The sequence below is a fragment of the Tissierellales bacterium genome (assembly GCA_035301805.1).
Lineage (GTDB): Bacteria > Bacillota > Clostridia > Tissierellales > DATGTQ01 > DATGTQ01.
Window position 1 is genome coordinate 1 of the sequence record DATGTQ010000108.1, and the last position, 4,891, is coordinate 4,891.

2 protein-coding genes are annotated in these 4,891 nt (G+C 30.9%); both read right to left on the minus strand.

All coding sequences use genetic code 11. The features are described 5' to 3' along the window. On the minus strand, positions 1–1,532 hold a 1,532-nt coding region (locus VK071_05015; GenBank protein ID HLR34676.1), incomplete at its 3' end, for a condensation domain-containing protein. A gap of 38 nt (positions 1,533–1,570) precedes the next feature. Further along, positions 1,571–4,891: amino acid adenylation domain-containing protein (locus tag VK071_05020; protein ID HLR34677.1), on the minus strand; the 3,321-nt coding region annotated here is incomplete at its 5' end.

Here is a 4,891-nt window from a genome sequence, read left to right on the forward strand (position 1 = left end):
AAAGCATTAGATTTTCTATTTAATTCACTATAAGTTAATTCTTCCTCCTCATAAACAAGAGCTATATTTTCTGGAGTTTTAGTAACTTGTTCTTCAAAATATTCTACAACAGTTTTTTCTGAGTATATATTGTCTTTAACATTACTAGGATTAAATTCCTTTGTAACTTTTTCTTTTTCTTTCTCATCTATTAACTTCAAAGAACCTATATTCTTATCTGGATTATCTACCATTTCTAATAACAAATGATCTAATCTTTCTAGAATAAGCTTTATTTCATATGCTGAATATTTATTGACATTATATAAAATATCAAAAGTTAAGGTGTCCTTCGCATCTACTCCTACACAAATATCATAATTTGTCTCTTCTCTTCCCGATTCCTCCACAATTTCAAAATCCATAGACGAGTCCATTTCTGAATTTGATACATAGTAGTTTTCAAAGACAAATAAGGTATCAAAAAGTTGTCCTTCCATAGAACTTTGCTTTTGTATCTCACTTAAAGCATAATAATCATATTCTTGACTTTCAATGGCTTGTCTATCCATATCCTTTAATAAGTCCAAAACTTTAGTATTGTTGGTAGACTGTACACGTACTGGAACTGTATTTATAAATAGTCCAATAGCATTTTCAATATTTTTCACCCTCGCATTACGGCCTGAAACTACTTTGCCAAAAACTACATCATTACAAGTATTATATTTTTGCAATAATATACCCCATGCTGTTTCTACTATTCTATTTATAGTCATATTATGTTTTTTAGCAAACTTCATAACTTTATTACTTCTATCTAGGGTCATATTATGGATTATACAGTTTCCCTCAGAGTTTATTAGATCATTTTCCATGGGAATGAGACCTGCTACGGTATCATATTCCCATAGCAGGTTTTCCCAATAATTTAAGGCCTTCCTATGATCTTGACCCTGTAACCACTTAATGAAATCACCATAGGACCCAACCCCTTCTTTTTCTATAAGAACCTTATCTTTTAATTCTTCATAGATTGTACCTTGGCTTAACAATTCATAGAACCTAAAAAAATCACCTGTAAGAATAGAATTACACCAGCCATCTAGAAGTATATGATGGGAACTCCATAGTATAACATGTTCATCTTCAGTTACTTCTACAATGGTTATACGTAGAAGACTATCACTTTTTAAATTAAAGTCTCTTTTAATATCTTCATTTTTAATAGTTCTTAAAGTACTAGCTCTTTCACTTATGGATACATCCCTAATACTTTTCTTTTGTATTTCAATTTCCCTATTTTTCAAAACCACTTGCCAAGGCTTTCCCGTGGACTTTGCTATAACTATAGCGGTTCTTAGAGTATCATATTTTAAGGAGAGTAAGGATATACTTTTCCTAATATAATCTTCGTTGATCCTCCCTTTTAAGGTAAAGGCATTTTGAATAAAGTAACTAGAATCCTCACTATCTTTTAACTTTTCAAATAAGATCCCTTCTTGTAGGGGAGACAGAGCATAAATACTTTGAATATTCTTCTTACTTTTCACCGCTAATCTCCTTTCATATTTCCTATTTAGCAATTTCTCTAACTAAAAATATCCATTATGTCATCTAGTTCTTGAACCCCCATATCTAGAGCGCCAAAATCAGATGGTGTAGCCACTGTTTCTTCTTGATTACAGCAATGCTCAATAATTTCAATTAATGATTCAATATATAAGTTACAGAAATTTTTTATACTATCCTTACTAAATTTACCTTCTTTATAATTCACATATCCACATAATTTATCATTGTTTAATTGTATATCAATACTTATATCATGAGGCAGTTCATTTTCCTCAGCTATAGTTAAACCTGGCCCCACGGAAGACATATTAAAGACACTTTCCTCCTTCACCCTGAGATCCATATCTCCCATATAGTTAAAAGCAATAGAAGGTATTAATTTTCTTTCTTCAGCTTTCTTATATTTCCATAGAGCATAACCAATTCCTAAATTCGGTACCTTCCTTAACTTTTCCTTAGTTTCTATTAAACTTTCCTCTAAAGTATCATAGCTTTGTAGATAAACTGGATAAATGCTCGTAAACCAACCTAAGGTCCGATCTAAATGAATATTCTTATTCATATCACTTCTACCATGACTTTCTAAGTCTACAGTAACTGCATCCATACCCTTCCATTTCTTAATTGCTAACATTAGGGAAGTTAATAATACATCATTTATATCTGTACCGTAAGCTTCAAAAGATTCATGGATAAGCTTATGAGTGGCATTGGAGTCAATTTCCAAGCTTTCATAATTATAATCTCCTCTAGACAAATAAATTTCTCTTGGTAATTGAGTATTATGGATATAGCTATATATCTCTTCCCAATACTTACTTTCCTCTTCAAATTTTAGACTTATTGAATATTCCTCTAAAGCTTTTGACCATTGTTTATAGGATGCAGTTTTATTTGGTAAAACTATTTCCTTATTCTCTTCGGCTAAACTATAAGCTAATAAAAAATCTTCTAGTAGTATTCTCCATGATACACCATCTATGACAAAGTGATGAACTCCTATCATTAAATAATCACCTTTACTTGTCTTAAATAGTCCAACTTTCATCAAAGGACCATTTTCTAAATCCATAGTACTTTGAAGTTCGGTACATTCCTCTTCTATTCTTTCTTCAAGGTTTGTCCAATCTCTACTATCAAAAACTTTAAGAGTATACTTCTTACTTTCATCCATGGGTAAAATAGTTTGGTTATTTCCCTTTAAAACAGCTCTAAGCATATCGTGCCCCTTTACTAAGGCATCTAATGTTTTCCTTAAAGCAGATTCAGATAGTGTTCTTTTACTTTCTAATACTACAGCCTGGTTATAATGGTTTCTATTAGCTAAATTCCAATTAATAAATGTCTTTTGAATAGGAGTTAAATCTACTTCTCCATTTACTTCGCCCTGTTCATACTGAACTGTTATCTCTTTTATTTCCTTAGCTAAACTTTCCACACAATGTAAAAGCATAATGTCTCTAACAGAGATTTCATAACCTAATTCTCTAGCTTTTGATACTACTCTAATGGCCTTAATTGAATCCCCACCTAGTTCAAAGAAATTGTCCTTAATACTAACTTCTTCAATTCCCAACACTTCTTCAAATATATTACAAAGTATTTTTTCCACAGCAGTAGTTGGTGCTACATATTCATCTTCCCTTACATATTGGATATCTGGTAAACCTCTTTTATCTACTTTTCCATTTACAGTTAAAGGTATATTGTCTATGTCCATAATATATGAGGGAACCATATATTCAGGTAATTCTTTTCTTAAATTATCCTTTAACTTAGATATATCTAATTCTTCACCTTCTTCCATTACTATATAGCCATGAAGGCTTCCATTTCCTTCTCCTACTTCTTTTACTATAACTATTGAATCTTCGATTCCTTCCTGATTTCTTAGAACTTCTTCAATTTCTTTTAATTCAACTCTATATCCACGAATATTAACTTGTTCATCCATTCTTCCTAAATATTCTAAGTTTCCATTAGGTAACCATCTTGCTAAATCTCCAGTACGATACATATAACCATTGCCAAAAGGATTCTTTATGAATTTTTCTTTAGTAAATTCTTCTCTATTTAAGTATCCTCTACTTACTCCTGCCCCTGTTATACATAATTCTCCTGGAACATTTATATCACAGAGATTATTTTCATCCATAATATATATCTTTGTATTATCTATTGCTTTTCCAATAGATACCCCCTTTGACAGTTCTATTGTTTCTTTATCTTCTTTACTTAAGTTTTTATATACATAATCACAACAGCCTACAGTTCCTTCTGTTGGTCCATATTCATTGTGTATTTTAATATGACTACCAAACTTATCTAATATATTTTGTGCTGTAGATATTCCTAACTCCTCTCCACCAACAATTAAGGTTTGAAGATTATTTAATTGTTTTCCACTTTCTTGTACTGCCATTTTTAAATGAGATGGAGTCATTTTTGCAAAACTATATTTATCTTCCTTAAAAATTTCTCTTATAGTTTCTTCTACATCATCCTGTTTAATTACTATTTTACCACCAGTGCATAATGGTAAAAATAATGTAGTTACTGTTAAATCAAATCCTATACTTGTAAACAATGGTGCAGACATTTCCTCAGTAGCATAAGCCCTCTTTCCATATTCTAAATAATTAAATAAGTTACTGTGTTCTATCATTACACCTTTTGGTTTTCCAGTAGTTCCAGAAGTATATATAACATATACTAAGTCGTCCCCATTATGGATTCTTGGTATATTTTCTATTTCATTATGAGGTGCATATATTAATTCATTGCTTATTTCCTCTTCTCCATCACCAAGTCCATCTACTAATTGGCAGCTTAATTCTTCTTCTAAATTAAAAGTTGTTATATCTGCAGTTGCCATATCTTCCATTAAAGTATCTTTTAAGGTAACTTCAGATTCTCCTAATAAAATTACCTTGGGTTTACAATCTTCTATTACATACTTTTTACGTTCTAGCGGATAGTTTGGATCTATAGGTACATAAGCTCCTCCTGCTTTTATAACAGCATATATTCCTACCATCATAGCTGCACTTCTTTCTGTTAATAGAACAACTTTTTCACCAGGGGTAACTCCCATTCTACGTAATTTCTTTGCTAGATGGTTTGCTTTATTATTTAATTCTTCATATGTTAATTTTACATTTTCATCTACTACTGCTATCTTTTGAGGATTTTTCTTAGCTGTCTCTTCAAATAACTCTTTTACTGTTTTCTCTTTTTCATAACCTTCTTCCGTAGCATTAAAATCTTTCAATACATTTAATGTTTCTTTTTCATTTGAAAGGCTTAACTCTCCAATAGTTTTATGAGGATTTAATAC